Genomic DNA, 18962 nt, shown 5'->3' on the forward strand with positions numbered 1-18962 from the left:
GGCGTATTCTACCAGAATTTCGCGCCCCCGGTCACATATCCATGCCGCCGTTCCCATCAGGAACCCGGCAGCAGGAAATCGTTTTTCTATTTGTCGGCGCCATGATGAAAAAGTGGCGCCAAACGGTCCCGCATAGCCTGTTCACGATCTGTCACGAGAGGCCGTCAGCAAGGTAAAGAGCAGCGCAGGAACCGGAGCGTATAGATATACGTGAGGATTCCGAGCAGCACATGAGCCTTGATCACGGTCTCGCAGTAAGAGCGTGGGCAGGCTCTCAGATGAAGGCCTTGAGGGCCGACAGCGGCAAGCGGGTGCCGGCCAGGTAGTCCTGAATGCACTGCCACACCAGAGGGCTGCGCAGGGCTTGTTTGCACTCGGCGATCTCCGCCAGGGTGAGCCAGTGGCAGGCCAGCACGTCGCCGTCAGGATCCTCTGGATGGTGCTGACCCGGCGCCTTTTCAAGGTCGAAGATGACGGCGGTACGCACAAAGGTGGCCTCGCTGTCCGCCGGCTTGTAGAGATAGACTCCGAGCCAGCCGGTGGGGGCGGCGGTGAGCCCGGTCTCTTCCTTCAGCTCGCGGCAGGCCGCCTGGATGAGATCTTCCCCCGGCTCCACATGGCCGGCGGGCTGGTTGAAGCGGCGCTGGCCCTTGATCTCCTCTTCCACCAGCAGGAAGCGGCCCTGCCAGTGTACCAGGGCGGCCACGGTGAGGCGGGTGGGCAGCGGTGGGTGATCGCTCATAGGGACTCCTTGTCTGGTTGGCTGTGCCCCCGGTGGGGCGCTCGCTTCAAGTGTGCTGTTCAGGTGACGACACGCAGGCCAAATGGCTTACGCGTGTTATTCCGACGGCTTGCTACGGGCCGGGCGACGGGCGGTGGTGCGCCCGCCGCTGCGATGGCCGGGGCGCGGCTCGGCTTCGCGGTTGCCCCGCCCTTGGCCGGGTGCCTGCTCTTGGCCCTGATGCAGGGGGCGGCGAGCCGCTCGCGGTGCGTTGTGGCTGCCTGTCCCTTGCGGCCTGGCGGATGCCCGTGCTTTCCCTTGCGTGGTAGTTGGCCGAGGGGCCGGTGCCAGCTCGGGGGCGGGCAGGGCGCGGCTCTCCCCCGGTGCCAGCGCGTCGAGGGTCCAGTCGCCGATGGCGTAGCGGATAAGGCGCAAGGTGGGGTGGCCGATGTGGGCGGTCATCCGCCGCACCTGGCGGTTGCGCCCCTCCACTATCTTGATCTCCAGCCAGCAGGTGGGGATCTCCTTGCGCTCGCGAATGGGCGGGTTGCGTGGCCACACGGCAGGTTCCTCCATGATGCGCGCCCCGGCGGGCAGGGTCATGCCGTCGTTGAGTTCCACTCCGGCGCGCAGGGCAGCCAGTTTCTCCTCGCTTGGCACTCCTTCCACCTGCACCCAGTAAGTCTTGGGGGTCTTCTCTCCCGGCTGGGTGAGGCGCGCCTGCAGCTTGCCGTCGTTGGTGAGCAGCAACAGCCCCTCGCTGTCCCGGTCGAGCCGGCCCGCGGCATAGATACCGGGCTCGGTGATGTAATCCTTGAGGGTCTCGCGGCCCGCCTCGTCGGTGAACTGACAGAGCACCATGTAGGGCTTGTTCAACAGCAGCAGCTTGCGATCGGCCGGGGCGGGGGCCGGTTTGCGCTCGCCCTCCTTGTCTCTCATGGCGTGCTGCGCCTCCCGGCGTTGGGATGGGCGCGTCATGGCGGGCCCTTTGGCCTTGTGCTCGGTGTCAGGGCGGGGGAGAGGGAGAGACGGGGGCGGGTTGATTTCATCGCATGCATACCAAAAACAGGGGAAGGGCGAGTGTACCACAGGGGGCTGTCGCGGGCATGAACGACGGGGACGGGAGGCCAGCTGCTCAGCCGAGCAGGCCGTCGATGACGATGGCCTGACGGGCGGGGGCGGAGCCGGCGTGCAGCAATGCGGTGCCCACCTGCTCGTCCATCAGTGCGCGGGCCAGCCGGGTGAGGGGGCGCAACTGCTCGGGAGCCAGACCGGTGGGCACTGCCAGCAAAATCAGGGTCTGCACCGGCCCGAGTGCGGAGCCCCACTCGATGGGCTCGCTGCTGCTGAGCAGCGAGAGCGCGGGTCGACGGATGGCGGGGCAGATGACGTGGGGCATGGCGAGCCCGGGCCGGATGATGGTGGCGGCCAGTTGCTCGCGCGCGGCGATGGCCTGCTCCAGCGCTGGCCTGTCGCTTATCAGCGCGGCGGGCAGCAGATCCACCAGCACCGCCAATGCCTGGCCCTTGTCGAGGGGCGCCGTGGCATGGCCAAGTTGAGCCAGGGTGAAGCAATAGTCGGGCAGCGCCTGGCCCAGGCGCTGCTCGGCCAGGGTGGCACTGCCGGGGCGCCCCAGCGGCTGGCCTAGCTCCACGCACCAGCAGGTGAAGGCCATGTGGGCCAGCTCGGCATCTAGCCCCTCGATCAGCAGCAGACAGAGATCGCCGGGCTGGGTGGCCAGGGTGAGCAGGGAGAGCTGGTTGGTCGCCTCTACCGCCTGATGGCGGGTGACGTTGATGAACTGGATATGGGACTTGAACAGCCCGGCCAGCCGGCTCAACTGCTTGGCCTGGGTGATGGTGAGCCCCAGCCGGCAGTGAAAGGAGATCTCGCGGATCAGCATTCAGACGCCGGGGGCGGCGGCCTTGAGCACGGCCACCGCATCGAGCAGCACCGCCTCCAGCGCGACCTGGTGGATGGGACAGCCGAGGAAGCGATCTTTTTGCTCAATCTCGATATCGGAGGCGATCAGCACCAGATCGGCGCCTGCGATGTCGCGGGCGGTGAGGATGTTCTCCAGCCCCATGGCCCCCTGGGTTTCGACCTTGATCTTGAGCCCCAGCTTGTCGGCGGCTTTTTGCAGCGCCTCGGCGGCCATGTAGGTGTGGGCGATGCCGGTGGGGCAGGCGGTGACGGCGAGGATCTTCATGGGCTCTCACGGCAAGTTTGGGTGGGGCAACAAGATAGCGCCAAGGGGCGGCCTTGCCAAAGGGGCGGAGGCAAAAATGGGATCCCGACTGCGCTCTGTTGAAGGGATGGGCAAGGGGTGAGCGCTTTTGTGGCCCCAAAAGGGACAAGTGGGGAAAAGAGAGGATAAAAAACGGCCCGCCAGAGGGCGGGCCGAATGCTCACTACGGAGTGAAACCGTGCTGCCGGGCAGTGACTGCCCGGTCTGCTTGGGCGGATGCCGGGGCTCAGACGGACTGGGTGGCCAGGGTGGCAGCTTTGAGCTCGCGCTGGTTCAGACGGACTGGGTGGCCAAGGTAGCTGCTTTCAGTTCACGCTTGATGCGGCGGATCTTGCGCTCTTCGGCGACCGCGACGCAGGCCATCAGCACCAGACAGGCGGCGGCGGCCATGTCCAGCGCGGCGAAGGTGCCGGTCCAGCCGGTCAGGCCGAAGATAGGGGTGCCGTCGGCAATCATGCCCAGACCCAGCTTGGCGAAGCTGTCACCGATGAGGTAGGCGAAGGTGCCCTTGACGCCATCGGCCACGCTGATGCCCTGCTTGGGTACGAAGCCCACGGCGGCCACGCCGATCAGCAGTTGCGGACCGAACACCAGGAAGCCAAGCAGGAACAGGGATCCCAGGAACATGAACTGGGTGGTGGCGTGCTGGTAGAGCCCCAAGGTGGCGATGATCAGCGCCAGCGCGATACAGGCCACCAGACCACGGCGACCGTTGGCCAGATCCGAGAGGTAACCCCACATCAGGGTACCGACCAGAGCGCCCACTTCGAAGAAGGTAAAGCCCTGGATGGCTACTTCCTTGGAGAAACCGAGCTCCTGGTGGGCATAGACGGTGGACCACTGGTCGATACCGATGCGCACCACGTAGAGGAAGATGTTGGCAAAGCAGAGCAGCCAGATCACCTTGTTCATCAGCACGTACTTGACGAAGATCTGCCACTTGGTCAGCTGCTGCTCTTCGGTGGCGATATCTTCTTCGCTGGCCACTTCGTCAAACAGCTCTTCCACCTTGCCCAGACCATAGGCTTCCGGCGAATCGCTACCAAAGCGCAGGCCGATGAAGCCGACGATCAGCGCGATGATGGAGGGGAAGATGAACATGCCGAGCACGTTGCCATCGAACAGGTAGTTGGCACCGAACAGCGCCACCCCGGCCGCACCGGCCCCGCCCACGTTGTGGGAGAGGTTCCACATGCCGAGGTAGGTGCCGCGCTTGTTGCGGGGCGTCCACTTGGTGATGGTGGAGTAGCTGCAGGAGCCGCCACAGCTCTGGAAGAAACCGCTGGCCGCGTAGAAGAAGATCATCAGGTAGAGGCTGAAACCCGTGCCGCCCATGCTGGCACTGAAGCCCAGCATGCAGAGGGAGGAGAGGATCAGCATCAGCGGCAGGAACTGCTTGGTGTTCTTGCCATCGGCATAGTAGGAGACGATGGTCTTGCCCACCCCGTAGGTGATGGAGAAGCCAAGGCCGATCATGCCGAGCTCGGTCATGGAGAGACCGTACTCCTGGATCATGTCGTTCTGCGCAATGTTGAAGTTCTTGCGGATCAGATACATGGTCAGGTAACCGATGAACACAACCAGATAGGATTGCATAAACGGTTTGAACCAGAGCTTGCGCCGGGCTTCGACCGGCAGGTTCAGGGTGGGGACCCGGACCTGTTCGAGCAGTTTAAACATCTTCGTTCATCCTCTGCGAGATAGACGCTGTTTCCGCCGCGTTCCTCCCTTTTTGATTGGAGTTGGAGGTCACGCCACGGAAAGAACAACAGGAAGCGGGCGCGGTGCGCGGCGAGCCCCTGTCGATTGAACCCATGCCCGTCCCTTGCGCCGTGGCGCGGGTCGGGTAACGACATCAGGTAGCGTGACTTTAATGAGGCGCGCTGCAAATGGCGTGAGAGCCATCCCTAGGGGGGGTAGGAAAATTTCCTAGTTTGGCGGGATCCGGCCGCGAAGCGTGAAGAGGATCACAAGCCGGCGTCGTACAGCAGAGGTGGACGGGCTCTCTCGAACCCGACAAAAGAGGAGGCCACCCGCAGGTGGCCTCGTCCGGTTTGGTCGCTCCCAGCAGGGAGGCTTGGTTGGACGGGGATCAGGCGGCCTTGGCCAGGGTCACCTCGTCACTCTTCTTGACCCGCAGTTTTTTCAGGGCAACCGCGACCACGCCGGTGACGATGGCGCCGCAGATCATGCAGAGCAGGGCCAGCAGCGGCTTGTTGACGGCGCCGAGCAGGGCCACGATGGGACCACCGTGGGCGACGCTGTTGGTGATGCCGAACAGGAAGGCCATCACGGCAGCGGTCATGCTGCCCAGCACGTTGGCCGGGATGACGGCGAGCGGATCACGGGCGGCGAATGGAATCGCACCTTCGGAGATCCCCACCAGGCCCATGGCACCGGCAGCCTTGCCCGCTTCAATCTCGGTGGCGTCGAAGATGCCGAGCTTGCGACCCAGTACGGTGGCCAGCGACATGCCAAGGGGCGCGGCCGGGATGGCGCAGGCCATGGCACCCATGAACTGGGTCTGGCCGGAGGCGATCATGCCCACCGAGAACAGGAAGGCCACCTTGTTGACCGGGCCACCCATGTCAAAGCCGGCCATGCCGCCCAGCACGATCCCCAGCAGCACCAGACTGCCACCGCTCATGGAGAGCAGCATGGCGTTCAGACCCGTCATCATGTCGGCAATGGGGGCGCCGATGATGAAGATGAATACCGCTGCGATAAAGAGGGAACCGACGATGGGGGCGATCAGGATCGGCACCAGCGGCTGCACCATCTTGTGGTAGTGGCGGGTGGCAATCCAGCGCACCAGATAACCGACCAACAGGCCCGCGATGATGGCACCGATAAAGCCGGTACCGGCGTCGGCGCCGTAGAAGCTGCCGTTGTTGGCGATCCAGCCGCCGATAAAGCCTGGTGCCAGTGCCGGACGATCACCGATGGCGTAGGCGATGTAGCCCGCCAGAATGGGGATCATCAGGGTGAAGGCGGCGACCCCCACGTTGAGGATCTGGTTCCACATGCTCCCTGCCGGGATCTGCATGCCGCTCGGGGTCGGATCGCCGCCGATGGCCAGTGCCAGGGCGATCAGCAGACCCCCCGTCACCACAAACGGGATCATGTGGGAGACGCCGTTCATCAGATAACGGTAGAGATCCGAGCTGCCGCCTGAGCTCTTCTCCTCGCTCTTGCGCTCATCCTTGTCCGCCACATAGGCGGGGGCCTTCAGCGCCTGCTCAATCAGCCCCTTGCCATCCTTGATGGGGGCCTTCACGCCTGTCTTGATGAGCGGCTTGCCGTTGAAGCGGGCCATGTCCACCTGCTTGTCGCAGGCCACCACGATGGCGCTGGCGCGGGCGATCTCGGCTGCAGTCGGGCTGTTCTTGACGCCGATGGAGCCGTTGGTCTCTACCTTCACCTCAAAGCCCAGCTCCTTGGCGGCGCGCTCCAGGGATTCCGCCGCCAGATTGGTGTGGGCGATGCCGGCCGGGCAGCCGGTGACGCCGATGATCAGCCCCTTGTCGGCGGCCGGGGTGGCCACTTGCGGCTCTTTCTTCTCGAGCAGCAGCGCCAGCGCATCGGTAGGCGTCTTGGCTGCCAGCAGGGCATCGATAAAGCCCTCTTCAATCAGCTTGGCGGAGAGCTCGGCCAGCACCTCGATATGGTGGTTGGCGCCGCCAGCCGGAGAGGCAATCATGAAAAACAGCCGGGAGGGCTTGCCATCCTCGGCGCCGTACTCGATACCGGCGCGGCTGATGCCGATGGCCACCGCCGGGGTGCTCACTGCCGCACTCTTGGCGTGGGGCAGGGCGACGCCCTCTTCAAAGCCGGTGTTGTCCAGCTCTTCCCGGGCCCACAGGTCCTTGATGAACTGTTGCTCGTCGCTGACCTTGCCTTGCGCCGCGAGCAGGCGGGTCATCTCGGTGAAGACCTCCTCCTTGCGCGTGGCCTTTAAATCGAGCGCGATCAGCTGCTCGTTGATAAGGGTGGTGATCATGGCGTTCTCCCTGCTCCTGGCCGGAGCCTGTTGGCATCTTTTCCTGGGCTATCGCCCAGGAGATGCAGACAAAAGTGACCCCACTATTATCCCGCCCGCTGAGCTGCGCACCTATCGGACAAAACTGCGAAATACTGGATTTTTGTGCGCTATCGCCTCGAGTGTGACCCCGATCGCACAGCAGACCAGCTGATAAAATGGGTCTGGATTGAATCGATAAGTTATTTTTTATTTTTTAAAATCAGCGCCTTGGTGCTGATTCTTTCAACATGTTTTTATGATGGAGAGTGATGTTATCCGGCCTAGAATCAGTGAGGAGCTGTAAATTTGTGAGGTGAAAAGAGCGGGCGGGGTGTGAGCTGGTGCACATAAATGGCGGTGACGGGGCGCTTGGTAAGGGGAGACAGGCGAGGGGAAAGGTGGAGAAATGGGTTGAGCCATTGGTGCCAGACAGCCCACCACAACGCGCGAGTGAAAGCACAGGCATTGGCCCCGTAGGGTGCAATGAACGAAGTGAATTGCACCGCTTGTTTGGGCAGGGAGGGGAGGCAAGAGAGGGGATGGCCGAAAAGAGAGAGGTGATAACGCGAACGTCCGAATACGCTCCGCTATTCGAACCTACGGGCTACCCCGTTAGCTATGAGTGGTCAGTTGAGTGAGATTGCTATTTACCTCTGCCCGAGTCGTGAAACGGTGCTTGGCGTTTGGGAATCGATCAAACAGCTCGCGATGGGATTGGCAGGAGCTTTTGCTGGCTCGCTGCCCATATTCCGATGCCCATACCAGCAGTTGTTGAAAGCTCTCTTCGGCTGCCACTGCATCCCGTTGCCTGGCACTTTGTGATCCGCGTGATAGTAGTGAATCACGGCATACAGACCAGTCGAGATCCAGAAATAGCAGGGTATCGGCGGCATCAAGCAGTTGCTCGGCCAGGGCGCCAAATACCCCTTCGACCACCCATGAGGGCTCTTGAGCAAGTGTCTGAATGGCATGGTCAATCTTATGCTGGGGCCGTTTTTGGTTAAAGCCGCCCGGCTGCCAGACAATGGTGTCGAGATTGACCTCCCGGATAGTCAATCCCTCAGCCAATCGAGCCGCCAACCAGCTCTTGCCCGATCCCGAGTTGCCAATAATCAGAATTCGTTGCATCTATGAGCGCTCTTTATATGCCTAATTGGCTGGTGACGAACTTTGTTGCCACTCGCGCTGGAGGATGGCCAACACCACGGTATCCCACCACTGATCTTTGAAGAAACGGTGTTCGCGAAAATATCCCTCTTGCCTCATGCCCAACGTTTTGCATAACCGTATCGCAGCGCGATTCCGGCTGATGGTTTCTGCATAGACCCGGTGTACCGCCAAGGTCCGGAAACCAAAATCCAGCAAGGCATGCGCTGCTTCATTGATTAAGCCATGACCCTGATACTCCCGGGACATGCCGCAGCCCATTGATGCCTGATTATTTGCTTCAAGACGCAGGCAGACCGTGCCAATAAATTTCCCGGTTGCCTTGTACTCGATGGCCAATTGATAGGCGGTGCGAGGGTGTTCATTTGCCTGCTCGATAAACAGCTTGGTGAGCTGCCGATATTTATCCGGGTCGCAATCTGATTCGCTGTAAAACCGCTGATACTTGCTCTCTTGCGAGATAGCGACAAATGCCGCCTCATCAGTTGGCTGCATATCGCGCAGTATAAGATGTGTTGTTTCAAGCTTGAACATAACGTCCTTGTTAATCGCAGAGGTGCGTATCAAGTACCGTATGGTGCAATGAACGAAGTGAATTGCACCGCTTGTTTGGTCACAGAATGTGTGGAGGCTGGAAGGTAGAGGTGATGACGCTGGGAGCGGATTAAAAGTAGGTTGGCGGTTCGTCGACATAGCGTGGCCGCCTATGAGAGAAATACATGCAATCACCCCCCGGAATGCGCCTATACCCCAGCCTCTCGTAGAAGTGATGGTCGATATCTGCATGGAGGAAGGTGGCGACGGCATCGGGACTATCCAGCAGCATGCCTGTCACACCACGCAGCAGATGGGCACCAAATCCTTGCCCCCTCATCGCAGGTGTCGTTGCCAGTGAACCTATGCCAAAACAGCCCTGGCCAAGGCCAAACCGGTCCCGATAGACGATAAGGGAAGAGACAGGCTGATTGTCCACAATCAGGACATACCACACACCGGAGCGGTATTTTTGACTGGCGTGGCAGTTCGCCAGATATTCAGTCGGTGACAGTCCTTCGCCCCAAGCATCAAAGCCCATCCAGAAGATGGCATTCAGTTCATCTGGGCTGGCTTTTCTTGTCTGCATCCTGCATTCATCCCTTTACCAGTGTCATGGCGATCGATATGGCTCTCGTTGCTTTCGATGAGATGTGGCGACGCTAAATTGATCCCCCCACCATTTATCCCCAGGGCGCTACAGGCTGCTGAGGGTAGGGATAGCCTAGCCCAGTTCAAGGTAGAGCCGCAGCATGTCCTTGTGCTGGATGCCGTGTTCCATCAGGGGCTCCGGATAGTGGATAAGGAAGTGATCCTTAATGACGGCATCGACGCGAAAGCCGTGGCGCTGGTAATAGGTGAGCTGGTGGCCGAAGCTGCCGGTACCGAGCTCGACGCGGTGTACCCCTTTCCCGGCCAGGCTGGTCAACACGAAGCGCAGCAGGCGGGATCCGATGCCTTGCTGCTGGTGGTTGGGGGCAACGACGATATTGAAGAGCTCGGCCGTTTGCTCCCCCACCAGACCCGCCACGCAGGCGCCCACTACCTCGTTGCCCGCCAGGGCGGCAAAGCCCCAGGCGCCGGGCAGATAGGCGGCAATGCGCTGCTCTGCGGGATCGGCCTCCAGCAGCAGCGCCAGCGGCAGTTGACCGGGGGCCATCTCGACAAACTTCATCTTTATTTCTCTTTTATCCCGCTCTGACGGTCCGTAGTGCACCGTCCTCTGGGCCTCAATACTCCAGAAACTTCTCGCCGCAGCGCTCGCAGATCAGGTGCTTTACATGGGTAGCCTGATAGGCGAGGGTCTGGCCGAATACCGCGTTGGTCAGGCTGCTGGAGCGAAAGGCTTGCCAGAAGGCTTTGCGCGGATCCTTGGGCATGATGTCCTGAGTGTGATCGCGGGCGACCAGCACCACGATATGGCGGGTGCGCTCCCGGCATTTGTCACAGCGATGGATTTCACTCGGTGGATTCTGGTCGTGCGGGTTGCTCATAAAGGGGCTCGTGAAGAGAGTGGGTGCCCATCATATTCCTCTCCACTTGGCTCTCAATCTCTCCTTGCCAACGCAGTGAGCAGGCTCACGTTTTGGCATGCTGTGGGCTAGCAGAAGGAATGAATTATCAAGGCGCGGGCGTGAGCCCTCGCCGTGATGTAAGGTTCAAGTCGACTCGTGCAGAGTGTTGGCATGGGCAAGCCAAGCCTCCTCGGTGACAATCTGCAGCGCATGTCCCTTCTCCTGCAGCAGCATGGCCTTTTCGATTTTTCTGCCATATGAGGAGAAACGCCAATCCCGTGAACTGAGCTCACCGATGATGAGGTAATCAAGTTTTTGTGTGACAGCGTCTTGGGGAGTTGCACCCAATAGCAGGGCTGTTTCCTCGCACTGCCGGCGTGTACCGGAAAGAAACATACCGGTAAAACAGACACTGCAACCATGCAAGGTATCGATCTCGGTATCGCTGATGGCCAGCTTGGTCGCCATACCCGTGACAACCCCTTGCTAGAAAGGATTGCCGACAAACAGCAGCAATTGTTGCTGCAACTCTTCCCTCTCTTCTTCAGTGATAACGCCATCCTGAAGGATCCGCTCCACGGTCTGATAAAGCTGCTTACCGGGATAGTGGGCTCGTAGCATGCTGTTTTGTTTCATCCACCAGTTCAGGTAGTGGATCTCATCATCAGAAAGCGTTTGGTCTCCCATCAAGCCCTGGCAGAGTCCCTCGAGTAACAACTTGTCTGACTCTTCTGAATAGAAGTCGACTCCGGGTAGATGGCGATAGGTTTCCATCAGGCGGGGAAGGGCGCTCATCAAGTGCAGCTTCTCTGCTTCACACAATTGCCCGTCTTGCAGGACGTCGGCCACCATCTCCCGCAGTTCACAAAAGATCCAGCCGTTGAGGCTGGCGCTCTCTTTGAGCCAGATGTCCAGATAGAGCATCTCCTGCTCATCGATGGCGCTGTCGGCCACGATACCATCCAAAATACCCATCAGATTGTTTAGCTGCTTGTCGCGGTTACGTGCCGCGTTGTAATTGGCCAATGGCTGGCCGTGACGATCCAATCCACTCATTGCATGATCCCTGGCTGGTTACGAAGAGAGGGGCATATGTTTTTGCCTGCGGTGACCCTGTGGCCACCTGCATTCCTCATGGCGCCATCATAGCTACGCGGGCTTCAATCAGACCAGAAGACTTATCTGCCATTAGTCACGCATGTGAGCTTTGTCGAGAATGCGGGGAGCTTGTCCCCGCATATGGTGAAGGCCGGCCCCTAGAAAATAATCCCGATCACCCGATCCAGCATCACCTCGAACGGGAACAGGGTGAACAGCAGCGGCACGAAGGGTATCAGGGTGGCCAGGATGAGCTGCATAAAAGTGTCCCGGCTAAAGGGCAGGGGGCGGATCTCCTTGACCACAGCGTAGGCATTGCCGAGATCGGCGAGGGACTGGATGTCGGCGGCTCCCAGCAGGGCTTCGCCATCCCGGTCTTGGCTGCGCAGCCAGCGACGCTCGAAATCGCGGGTGTATTCGGCCGCCAGGGCGCCGTATTCACGCATCCCCTGGCGTTTGGTGCGCATGATCTGACCTGCGAAAACGGTGAGCGGGGCGAGTACCAGCAACAGCCCCACGACCACCAGCAGGGCAATTTCCGGCTTGTAGGCGGTGAGCACGGCGCCATCGTGCAGGATGCGGTTGGCCACATAACCGGCCAGCTGGGCTCCGAAGGCGGTCAACAGTGGCGAGTAGGCATAGGCCGAGGCCCCGAGAAAGCCGAGGCCGGCATTGCGATCGGGATGGGTCGGGATCAGCGCGAGGGGCAGGCAGGAGAGCTGCCACAACAGCCGGCTCCAGATCAGGATGCGGTAGAGCCAGCGCAGCACCAGAAACTGGGTGATGGGGATGCTGATCCAGAAAAACCAGATGCCGGCGAAGGAGAGATGATCCTGACCGTCACTCTGGGTGACGTACCAGGTGGATGCATCGAGCACGAAGGTGTTGGTGCGGATGAAGTAGCCGCTGGAGAAGACAAACAGCAGCAGGGCGAGCTCGACGGCCACCGAGTTGCGCCATGCCATGGCGCTGCCTATGGCCTGATTAAAGCGTGGCAGCGAGGCGTCTGGCACCAGTTGGCGTTCAAGAAACTGGGCGATGATGCCCCGGATCCGCTGATGGACGATCAGCTCGGCAAAGACCAGCAGGGGCACGCAGATCAGAAAGCGGGCCTGGGACTCGATGTCCAGCAGGAATGGGACGGTGACCCCTTCAAGCAGGGTGCCTTCCCAGGCGCTGAGCAGCAGCAAGGGCAGCCAGCACAAGGCGCTCAGGGTGACGATGCGCAGCCTCAGGTGGGATGACACATTGCCGAGATGGGCGCGGCTCCACAGCTGATAGAGTGGGCCGCCCAGCACCAGAGAAAAGTTCTCCAGCGGCAGCGGGGAGGTGCTTTTGCCCCCGGTGGGTTGGTGTGATGACATGATGGCTCACCTTGCAGCAGAGACGGCGGGCGGGGCCGTGATCCTCCCTGCGCGGACGGCAAGCCGGGGCAGAGATGCCTGTGCGGGGTCTCGCCGGCCTCGCACTGTTAGGTATAGTGCCGGCGCCGCTGAAGGGGCAATGTGCCTTAAGCAAGGGGCTGCGCGAGAGGGGGCGGTTTGGCTCAGGATTGCTGCGGGGGCGTGATACCCATGCTGGCCAATACCCGGGCGGCGTTCTCCTCACATGGCATCTCGTCGGGTTTGGATTCCACCAGCCCGATCAGGGCCTGCAACTGCTGCTTGCTGTGGGCAAGTCTTGCCTCCAGCGCCTCGATGTCGCTCACCTTGGCCTTGAGCGCCGCCAGCAGCGGGGCATGTTGCCAGGTGCTGATATCCGCCGGCACCAGCTGCTTGATCTCGTCGAGGGAGAAGCCCGCCTGCTGCGCCAGGGCGATGATGGTCAGCAACTGCGCCGTCTCGGGCGGGTAGTCGCGATAGCCGTTGGCACCCCGCCGCACCTTGCTGAGCAGGCCTCTGGCTTCGTAGAAGCGGATGGCCGAGGCCGCCATGCCGGTCTGTCTGGCCAGTTCACCGATCTTCATCTTGTCTCCTGGGCTACGGGTTGGCGGCTCCGCCCACTGTCATGGACGAAGGGCGGGATCAAGGGGGATTCTAAGATTAAAGCCGACTTGAATGTCAACGGCCCTGAGCAAGGGGGGTCGGGTGGATAGCATTTCCCCTATCGCAACGGCATCCCGACAAAGGGGCTTGACCTTCAAGTCAGCTTCAAACTTATGGTGGGGCCCTCACTATGAGGAGATCGCCATGAACCCATTTACTCCCCTGACCCTGCCCAATGGCAGCCAGCTTATCAACCGTCTCGCCAAGGCAGCCATGGAAGAGAACATGGCCGACCGTGACCATGCCCCCTCAGAGGCGCTAATCCGCCTCTATCGTACCTGGGCAGAGGGTGGCGCCGGCCTCGTCATCACCGGCAATGTGATGGTGGACGGCCACGCCATGACGGGGCCGGGGGGCGTGGTACTCGACTCCGACGATCTCTCCCCGGCGCTGGCCGGGCGTTTCAGTGCCTGGGCCGAGGCGGCCAAGAGCGGGGGCGCCCAGATCTGGATGCAGATCAACCACCCCGGTCGCCAGATGCCCGCGGCGCTGGGGCAGCCCACCCTGGCCCCTTCCGCCGTACCCATGGCGCTCGGCCGTTTCTCGAGGCAGTTCTCTCCGCCCAGAGCCATGAGCGAGGCCGACATTGCCGAGGTGAAGGCGCGCTTCATCAACACGGCGCTGCTGGCACAGCGTGTCGGTTTTGACGGGGTGCAGATCCATGCCGCGCACGGCTATCTGCTGAGCCAGTTCCTCTCGCCACTCACCAACCAGCGCCGCGATCGTTGGGGCGACAGCCTTGAGAATCGCGCGCGCTTGCTGCTGGAGATAGTTGAAGGGATCCGCCAGCAGGCGGGCAGCGGCTTCGCACTGTCGGTCAAGCTCAACTCCGCCGACTTTCAGCGTGGCGGCTTCAGCACCGAGGATGCAAAGGCGGTGGTGGAGATGCTCAACCCGCTCGAGGTGGATCTGGTGGAGCTCTCCGGCGGCAGTTACGAGGCGCCCGCCATGCACGGCCAGGCCCGCGATGGTCGGACTCTGGCGCGGGAGGCCTATTTTCTGGAGTTCGCTCGGGAGATCGTCTCTGTTGCCCATATGCCCGTGATGGTGACCGGGGGAATTCGCCGCTACCCGGTGGTGGAGCAGGTGCTTGGCAGCGGGGTGGCGGTCGCCGGCATGGCCACTGCGCTGGCAATCGCCCCGGATCTGCCCGCCAGATGGCACCGTGAGCAGGCGGCAAGTGCCGAGCTCCGGCCCATCCCCTGGCGCAACAAGGTGCTGGCCTCGGTAGGTTATATGGCGATGGTGAAATACCAGCTGCGGCGGCTGGGGCGCGGCCAGCCGAGCCGCCCCAAGATCGCACCCGCCTTGGCGCTGGCCTGCCAGCAGTGGCAGACCCTGCTTGGCAACGCCCGCTATCGACGCTGGATCAAGGCGCAGGAAAAGTGAAGAGGGGGCTTGCCACCCAGCGAACTCAGGCCGATGCCCGCTTTTGCAGGCTGGGGATGATGAGATGGCGGGTGGGGGCGAGCTCGGGTTGCTGCAATCGGTTCAGCAGGCGCAGGGCGGCCTGGCGGCCGATGTCGCGGGCCGGTGAGCTGAGGAAGGTGAGGGCGGGGAAGGTGAGTTCGGCCTCCGCCACGTCATCAAAACCGAGCAGGGCCACCTGCTGGCCGACGTAGTTGTCCTTCCCTACGCTGCGCCCGCTCGCCTCGACGCCGTAGATGGCGCCGAGGGCTACCTCCGGGTAGTGGCAGAGCACGGCGGTCACCTTGGGGTGCCGGTGCAACAGCTGGGCGATGGTGTCGGCGGCGCTGCGCTGGGTGCGCTCGCACTCCAGTACCCACTCAGGTTTGAAGGGCAGGCCGTATTGCAGCAGGCTGGCACAGTAGCCGCCAATGCGCTCGGCGCGGGTGAGGGAGTCGGCCCGCCCGCCGACGTAGGCGATATGGCGGTGGCCCTGCTCGATGAGATAGGTGGTGGCCTGCTGGGCGGCGTGGGTGTTGTCCGGGCCGATAAAGTCCACGTCGTCCCGATAGTAGGAACGGGCGGCGCACACCAGCGGCAGCGCCGAGCCGAGCAGGTTCTCCAGCGGCTTGGCGGCGGCGCCGCGCACCGGGTTGAAGATGATGCCCGCCACCCCCTGGCGCGACAGGGACTGGATGCTCTGCTGCAACCGCTCTGGGCTGTGGCCGCACTGGGTCAGGAACAACAGATAGCCCTGTTGCTCCAGCACCTCGCTCACCCCGGCGGTCACCTCGGTGTAGAAGGGGTCGGTGATGTCGCGCAGGATCAGCCCCACCAGGTTGGATTGCTGGCTGCGCAGGTTGGCGGCTGCGCTGTTGGGCACGTAGTCGAGCTCCCTGATCGCCTGCTGCACCCGCTCGGCGGTGGCCGGCGAGATGCGCCCCTTGCCGCGCAGCACCATGGAGACGGTGGTGACCGAGACCCCGGCCAGCCGGGCCACGTCGGTGATCTTGGGGTTGTTGGCGAGCAGCGGTTTGGGCGACATAGGCAGGCGGTAGCGATCAAGGCGAAGAGAGGAGGTGCACAGCATACCCGCTTGGGTTGCCGAGTGAAACGTTACATCCCGCGCCCATGGATCTGCCTCACAAATTTGAGGAACAGCGTCCAGCAGGGCGGTTGAACTGTGATCCTGTCGGCACTTGTGAGTTGATAAAACGTTTTATCATCCAGCAAAACCAGATACGGCTCGCCGTCGCCATCCGTCAGGGAGGCTACCGGGCAGGAGTATCGAATGACCCTCACCTCACAAGGATCTGACACATGGCCAAGTCCCCCGCCAAATCCACCATCTGGGAGTTCCTGCAGAGCCTCGGCAAGACCTTTATGCTGCCGGTCGCCCTGCTGGCCTTCTCGGGCATTCTGCTCGGTGTCGGCAGCTCGCTTACCAGCGATGCGGTCAAGCAGAGCATGCCCTTCCTCGACAATACCGTGCTGCAACTGCTGTTCCTCTGGATGACCAAGGTCGGGCTGGTGGCCTTTATCTACCTGCCGGTGATGTTCGCGGTGGCCATTCCGCTTGGGCTGGCACGCGAAGAGAAGGGGGTGGCGGCCTTTGCCGGTTTCGTCGGCTATGCGGCGCTCAATCTCTCCATCAACTTCTACCTCACGGTGGCCAACGTCATCGGTGACGCGGCAGCGGAGAAGGCCTACGGGGTGAAATCCATCCTCGGCATCAGCTCCATCGACACCGGCATTCTGGGGGCCATCATCGTCGGGGTGATCGTCGCCAAGTTGCACGCCCGTTTTTATACCTACCAGATGCCCGATGCGCTCGCCTTCTTCGGCGGCGCCCGCTTCGTGCCCATCATCACCGCCATCGTGCTGGGGGTGGTCGGTCTGGTGGTGCCCCTGGTCTGGCCCTGGTTTGCCGCCGGCATCAACGGCATCGGGACGCTCATCTCCCACGCCGGCCCCTTCGGCCCCTTCCTGTTCGGTACTGGTGAGCGGCTGCTGCTGCCGCTCGGTCTGCACCACATTCTGGTGGCGCTCATCCGCTTTACCGAGGCGGGCGGCACGTCGCTGGTGTGCGGCAACGAGGTGAGTGGCGCGCTCAATATCTTCTACGCCGAGCTCTCCTGCGCCGATACCGCCCAGTTCTCGGTGTCGGCCACCTCCTTCCTCTCCCAAGGCAAGATGCCGGCCTTCCTCGGCGGCCTGCCGGGAGCGGCGCTCGCCATGTATCACTGCGCCCGCCCGGAAAATCGCGGCAAGATCAAGGCGCTGCTGGTCTCCGGTGTAGTGGCCTGCGTCATCGGTGGCATCACAGAACCGCTGGAGTTCCTGTTCCTGTTCGTGGCGCCGGTACTCTACGTCATTCACGCTATCCTGACCGGGCTCGGCTTTATGACCATGGGGCTGCTCGGCGTCACCATCGGCAACACCGACGGCAACCTCATCGATTTTCTGGTGTTCGGCGTGCTGCAGGGCACCGCCACCAAGTGGTATCTGGTACCGGTGGCAGCCGCCATCTGGTTTGCCATCTACTACGGGGTGTTTCGCTTCGCCATCGTGCGCTTCAACCTCAAAACCCCTGGCCGTGAAAAAGAGAGCCGCGAGATTGAAGCCAGCGAGGCTGCCCAGCCCGCAGGCAAGAAGGCTGGCAACAGCGGCTACAACGGCGAGGTGATCCTCAACGCCTTGGGCGGCGCCGATAACATCCTGGCGCTCGATAACTGCATCACCCGCCTGCGGATGTCGGTGCAGGACATGAACCGGGTCGATGACAAGGTATTGAAGGCGAATGGCGCCATCGGGGTGATCAAGCTCGACGAGCACAACCTGCAGGTGGTGATCGGGCCCCAGGTCCATCTGGTGAAAAACCAGCTGCAGAGCCTGATGGGGGTCTGATCCGGCCCTCTGCTACCCTACCTCGGGGGGCGCCATGCCCCCTTGTTCATTGCTGTTTTACTGGTGAGAAAGAGATGGCCAATACCGACTCCTTTGATTTTGATCGCGTCGTCGATCGCCACGGCACCTACTGCACCCAGTGGGACTATGTGGCCGACCGCTTCGGCCACGCCGACCTGCTACCCTTTACCATCTCCGACATGGATTTCGAGACTGCCCCCTGCATTCGCGCGGCCCTGGCCAAGCGCCTTGAGCACGGGGTCTTTGGCTACAGCCGCTGGAATCACGACGACTTCAAGGGGGCGGTGAGCGACTGGTTCGCCAGCCGTTACGGGGCGCAGCTCGACCCTGACACCCTGGTCTACGGCCCTTCGGTCATCTACATCATCGTCCAGCTGGTGAGCCTCTGGTCTGCTCCCGGCGAAGGCGTGCTGGTACATACCCCCGCCTACGACGCCTTCGGCAATATGCTGGCCGCCAACGACAGGGTGCTGCTGCCTTGCCCGCTCAAAAAAACAGAGGGGAGTTACCAGATCGACTGGCAATGTTTCGAGCAGCAAGCGGCCCGCTCCGATTGCCGGATTTTGCTGCTCTGCAGCCCCCACAACCCCACCGGCCGGGTCTGGACGCGTGATGAACTAGGTCGGATGGCCGACATTTGCCAGCGTCACGGGGTCAAGGTCATCTCGGACGACATCCATATGGATGTGAGCTTTGCCCGCTACCTGCCGTGGAGTGAGGTGGCGCTGGACGATCACTGGGCGCTGGTGAGCTCGGGCTCCAAATCCTTCAATATTCCGGCCCTTGGCGGTGCCTACGCCTTTATTGCCAACGCCGGGGCGCGGGCCGCCTATCTGCAGCGGCTCAAGGCGGCCCATGGCCTCTCATCGCCGCCCATTCTCGGGGTGCTGGCCCATATCAGCGCCTATCGGGATGGCGCTGTCTGGCTCGATGCCCTTAAACGCTATCTGCACGGCAACCTCACCCAGGTGGCGGCGCGGCTCAACGCTGCTTTTCCCGCCATCGACTATCGGGTGCCCGAGGGGACCTATCTCGCCTGGATTGATCTGCGCGGCCTTGGCATCGACTCCACCGAGCGGATGGATGCGCTGCAAACCTTGCTGGTGGAGAAATACCGAGTCGCCATCATGCGCGGCGACACCTATGGCCCTGAAGGTAAAGGCTATCTTCGCCTCAACGTCGGTTGCCCGCGATCGAAAGTAGATAAAGGCCTCGACGCCCTGATAAGCGGACTGCAAGAGCTGCTGGCCAGATAGAACGCCGCCTTCGGGCGGCGGTT

18 protein-coding genes and 1 pseudogene are annotated in these 18962 nt (G+C 61.9%); 3 read left to right on the top strand and 16 right to left on the bottom strand.

The window, feature by feature from the left end:
- Window positions 1–274 precede the first annotated feature (274 nt).
- The 15 genes and pseudogenes from ACPW75_RS04200 to ACPW75_RS04270 form a co-directional block, all read right to left on the bottom strand.
- Window positions 275–742: an NUDIX hydrolase gene (locus ACPW75_RS04200; RefSeq protein ID WP_077096047.1), complete on the bottom strand. Its 468-nt coding sequence runs from the start codon at window positions 740–742 to the stop codon at window positions 275–277.
- Between the two features lie 96 nt (window positions 743–838).
- Window positions 839–1779 (bottom strand): annotated as a pseudogene (rluE, locus tag ACPW75_RS04205) (23S rRNA pseudouridine(2457) synthase RluE).
- A 77-nt stretch (window positions 1780–1856) separates the two neighbouring features.
- Window positions 1857–2624 (bottom strand): PTS sugar transporter subunit IIA, encoded by a 768-nt coding sequence (locus tag ACPW75_RS04210; RefSeq protein ID WP_077097143.1) that lies wholly within the window; start codon window positions 2622–2624, stop codon window positions 1857–1859.
- Window positions 2625–2930: a PTS fructose transporter subunit IIB gene (locus tag ACPW75_RS04215; RefSeq protein ID WP_041217721.1), complete on the bottom strand. Its 306-nt coding sequence runs from the start codon at window positions 2928–2930 to the stop codon at window positions 2625–2627.
- A gap of 312 nt (window positions 2931–3242) precedes the next feature.
- Window positions 3243–4649, bottom strand: coding sequence for a hexose-6-phosphate:phosphate antiporter (uhpT, locus tag ACPW75_RS04220; RefSeq protein ID WP_076361246.1), 1407 nt, complete (start codon window positions 4647–4649; stop codon window positions 3243–3245).
- A gap of 412 nt (window positions 4650–5061) precedes the next feature.
- Entirely contained in the window at window positions 5062–6969 is a 1908-nt protein-coding gene (locus ACPW75_RS04225) for a PTS fructose transporter subunit IIABC (protein WP_425904418.1), read from the bottom strand.
- Between the two features lie 633 nt (window positions 6970–7602).
- The gene (locus ACPW75_RS04230) at window positions 7603–8118 is read right to left on the bottom strand and encodes an AAA family ATPase (RefSeq protein WP_077097141.1); all 516 of its coding nucleotides are present in this window, start codon (window positions 8116–8118) and stop codon (window positions 7603–7605) included.
- 21 nt (window positions 8119–8139) lie between these two features.
- Window positions 8140–8691 (bottom strand): GNAT family N-acetyltransferase, encoded by a 552-nt coding sequence (locus ACPW75_RS04235; protein ID WP_016350083.1) that lies wholly within the window; start codon window positions 8689–8691, stop codon window positions 8140–8142.
- Between the two features lie 130 nt (window positions 8692–8821).
- On the bottom strand, window positions 8822–9280 hold the full coding sequence (locus tag ACPW75_RS04240; protein WP_077097138.1) for a GNAT family N-acetyltransferase: 459 nt from the start codon (window positions 9278–9280) through the stop codon (window positions 8822–8824).
- A gap of 135 nt (window positions 9281–9415) precedes the next feature.
- Window positions 9416–9865 (bottom strand): GNAT family N-acetyltransferase, encoded by a 450-nt coding sequence (locus ACPW75_RS04245; RefSeq protein ID WP_077097135.1) that lies wholly within the window; start codon window positions 9863–9865, stop codon window positions 9416–9418.
- Between the two features lie 55 nt (window positions 9866–9920).
- A complete protein-coding gene (locus ACPW75_RS04250; protein WP_043159861.1) occupies window positions 9921–10184 on the bottom strand; it encodes a hypothetical protein in 264 nt (87 codons plus the stop codon).
- A 165-nt stretch (window positions 10185–10349) separates the two neighbouring features.
- On the bottom strand, window positions 10350–10673 hold the full coding sequence (locus ACPW75_RS04255; RefSeq protein WP_232105241.1) for a BRCT domain-containing protein: 324 nt from the start codon (window positions 10671–10673) through the stop codon (window positions 10350–10352).
- Between the two features lie 18 nt (window positions 10674–10691).
- The gene (locus ACPW75_RS04260) at window positions 10692–11261 is read right to left on the bottom strand and encodes a hypothetical protein (protein WP_232105240.1); all 570 of its coding nucleotides are present in this window, start codon (window positions 11259–11261) and stop codon (window positions 10692–10694) included.
- Window positions 11262–11461: 200 nt separating this feature from the next.
- On the bottom strand, window positions 11462–12667 hold the full coding sequence (locus tag ACPW75_RS04265) for a hypothetical protein (RefSeq protein ID WP_077097133.1): 1206 nt from the start codon (window positions 12665–12667) through the stop codon (window positions 11462–11464).
- Between the two features lie 182 nt (window positions 12668–12849).
- Window positions 12850–13269 carry a MerR family transcriptional regulator gene (locus ACPW75_RS04270; RefSeq protein ID WP_077097132.1) on the bottom strand — a complete coding sequence of 140 codons (420 nt, stop codon included), beginning with the start codon at window positions 13267–13269 and terminating at the stop codon, window positions 12850–12852.
- A 223-nt stretch (window positions 13270–13492) separates the two neighbouring features.
- Between ACPW75_RS04270 and ACPW75_RS04275 the strand changes: the two genes are divergently transcribed.
- The gene (locus ACPW75_RS04275; RefSeq protein ID WP_425904419.1) at window positions 13493–14737 is read left to right on the top strand and encodes an NADH:flavin oxidoreductase/NADH oxidase family protein; all 1245 of its coding nucleotides are present in this window, start codon (window positions 13493–13495) and stop codon (window positions 14735–14737) included.
- A gap of 25 nt (window positions 14738–14762) precedes the next feature.
- Here ACPW75_RS04275 and ACPW75_RS04280 read toward each other — a convergent pair whose 3' ends face one another.
- Window positions 14763–15800, bottom strand: a complete 1038-nt coding sequence (locus ACPW75_RS04280) for a Mal regulon transcriptional regulator MalI (protein WP_077097128.1) — start codon at window positions 15798–15800, stop codon at window positions 14763–14765.
- Between the two features lie 275 nt (window positions 15801–16075).
- Here ACPW75_RS04280 and malX point away from each other — a divergent pair, with 275 nt between their 5' ends.
- Both malX and ACPW75_RS04290 read left to right on the top strand, forming a co-directional pair.
- Window positions 16076–17662, top strand: a complete 1587-nt coding sequence (malX, locus tag ACPW75_RS04285; protein ID WP_425904420.1) for a maltose/glucose-specific PTS transporter subunit IIBC — start codon at window positions 16076–16078, stop codon at window positions 17660–17662.
- A gap of 74 nt (window positions 17663–17736) precedes the next feature.
- On the top strand, window positions 17737–18939 hold the full coding sequence (locus tag ACPW75_RS04290; RefSeq protein WP_077097124.1) for a MalY/PatB family protein: 1203 nt from the start codon (window positions 17737–17739) through the stop codon (window positions 18937–18939).
- The last annotated feature ends 23 nt before the right edge of the window (window positions 18940–18962 follow it).

This window comes from Aeromonas sp. FL131, from assembly GCF_049860615.1.
In the GTDB taxonomy this organism is placed as follows: Bacteria; Pseudomonadota; Gammaproteobacteria; order Enterobacterales; family Aeromonadaceae; genus Aeromonas; species Aeromonas hydrophila.